We start from the raw sequence: 2,495 nt of genomic DNA on the forward strand, positions 1-2,495 counted from the left end.
CGCCCTTCTTGGAGAGCATCACGCGCAGGTACTCGAGGCCGCCGCGCTGATTCTTCGCCTTGGCCGGCACGACGAACGGCTCGCTGCCCGTACCCCGGAACGCCTCGAACGGAAGTTTGTCCGAAGCGGTGAGGCTCGGGGTGGGATGGGCGGACATGCGGAAGTCGGGCGGCGTGACCTTCTTCTGCTCGTTCTCCAGCCAGGAGCCGCAGGAGATGAAGGCGGCCTTTCCGGTGCACCACTCGGTCTGCGCCTGGATGTGATCCATGCCTTCCGCGCCGGCCTGCAGGAAACCGTCTGTCGCGAGCTGCGACCAGGCGTCAGCGGCGGTCTTGACCGCGTCCTGTTTCCACGCGTTCGGCTCGAGGTTGTCGATCGACTTGAGCACCTCGACGCCGCCCAGCTTGGCCGCCGACGCGAGGATGGGCCAGCTCATGTACCGGGCGTGCACGCCCGTGTAGGTCCACGGCGCTATCCCGGACGCCTTGAACTTCTTGCACAGCGCGATCATGTCGTCCCAGGTCTTCGGGTACTGCCAGCCGCGTGCCTCGAAGAGCTTGTCGGACTGCCAGATGCCGTAGGCGGAGTAGGCGTAGTTCAGGGAGAGGAACTTCCCGTCGTACGAGCCGACGTCGACGATCCCCGGCAGCAGCGTGTCCCGCACCTTCTTGGCGGGGTCGTCCAGGCTGGGCGCGTCCAGCAGCTCGCCCAGGTCGGTCAGCGCACCCTCGGAGACGAGCCCGTTGAAGTCGATCTGGTTCCCGCCGGAGTTGTTCACCACGTCGGGCGGGTCGCCGCCGACGAAGCGGGGTTGCAGCGTCTGGCTGATCTGCTGGGTCGCCGAGTGCTTGATCGTCGCCTTCGGATATCTCTCCTTGTACATGGCCTCGTGGGCTTTCGCGTACTCCTCACCGAACCCGCCGTTGAAGATCACCACCTCGAGCGGCGCATCCTCCTTGACCCCCAGCGGGTTGGTGGCGCTCGCGTCGGTCTTGGCCGAGTCGTCGTCCGAGTCGCCGCCCATCGCGCACCCGGTGAGCGCGCTCGCGGCGCCGATCGCGGCCGCGCCGTGCAGCAGCCCGCGCCGGCTGATCGTCGATGCCATGGAATTTCCCTCTCGTCAGGACGTTGATTCGCGCCAGCCGTCCGGTGTCCAGGGGTCGCCGGCGGTGAAGAGCGGCCCGCGCGGATCGACCGCCAGGAGGTGGTCCACATAGATGCCGCGGCCCTGCAGGCCGGCGTCGGTCCGATAGCTCCATCGCACCGTCGTTGCGCCGGCCGGCAGCGCCGCGGTCACCTGCCACCACCGGCGGCCCCCGTAGCCCGTGAGGCTGCCGTCGGTGGTGAACCGATGTCCGGCCGAGCGCAGCGTCGCGGGCAGGGGTGCCCACGTGGCGCCGCCGTCGGCGGACGTCTCGATGAGAGCCGAGTCGGATCGTGGTTCGGTGTCGTACCAGAGCAGGAACGAGGCGTACGCGTTCGCGCCGGCCGCCCGGCGCAGCGGCGCGGTCAGGGTGACGGTGGCGTTGTCGCGGCGCTCGGTGCGCCACGCCGTGCCACCGAAGACGGGCCGCACCGGGTGCGCGTCGGCGAACGATCGGGCGATCGCGCGCCGGGCGGCCGTGTTGGTGCCCCAGCCGCGGTCGGGGTGCACCCGGTTGGCGAGGATGATCAGGAACGAGTGGCTGAGCGGGTCGATCACCAGCGAGGTGCCGGTGAACCCGGTGTGCCCGAAGGTCACCGGCGACGCCATCGCGTCCATGTACAGGTGCTTGTTCAGCTCGAAACCCAGCCCCCGGTCGCTGTCCGGGAACTGCAGCTCGATGTCGAAGTTGTAGTTGACCAGCGCCTGCCGGACCATCGCCTCGGAGAGGATCCGGTGACCCCGGTATCGCCCGCCGTTGAGCAGCATCTGGCAGAAGATCGCCAGGTCGCCGGCGGTCGAGAAGAGCCCGGCGTGCCCGGCCACCCCGCCCAGGCTCCACGCGTTCTCGTCGTGCACCTCGCCCCACACCATGCCCCGCCCGACGTACGGCTGGAACTCGGTGGCGGCGATCCGGTCCCGCAGCTCGGGCCCGGGCCGGTACAGGGTGTCCCGCATGGACAGTGGCCCGGTCACCCGCTCGCGCACCGCCACGTCGAGCGGCTTGCCGGTGACCCGCTGGATCAGCACGCCCAGTGCGATCAGCCCGATGTCGGAGTAGACGTACTGCGCGCCCGGCGTCGTGCCGGCCGCCACCGGGGTGGCCAGCGCCGCGGCGAGCCGGGTCTCGGGCGTCGGGTACGAGCTGTAGAACGGCCGGAACGCCGGCAGCCCGGAGTTGTGGTTGAGCAGGTTCCGCGGGGTGATCGCCGCCTTGCCGCCGGCGGCGAACTCGGGGACGTGGGTCGCGACCGGGGCGTCCAGGTCGACGCGGCCCTCGGCGACGAGCTGGAGCAGCACGACCGAGGGGATCAGGGTGGTCACCGAGGCTAGGTCGTAGAGGGTGTCGACG

2 protein-coding genes are annotated in these 2,495 nt (G+C 70.0%); both read right to left on the minus strand.

The window, feature by feature from the left end; all coding sequences use genetic code 11:
* Nucleotides 1–1,105: N-acetylglucosamine/diacetylchitobiose ABC transporter substrate-binding protein (gene ngcE, locus AB0M20_RS38020; protein WP_364305708.1), on the minus strand; the 1,105-nt coding region annotated here is incomplete at its 3' end.
* 15 nt (nucleotides 1,106–1,120) lie between these two features.
* A partial coding sequence (locus tag AB0M20_RS38025) for a serine hydrolase (RefSeq protein WP_364305710.1) occupies nucleotides 1,121–2,495 on the minus strand: 1,375 nt, incomplete at its 5' end.

It is taken from the genome of Actinoplanes sp. NPDC051633, assembly GCF_040681735.1.
GTDB lineage: Bacteria > Actinomycetota > Actinomycetes > Mycobacteriales > Micromonosporaceae > Actinoplanes.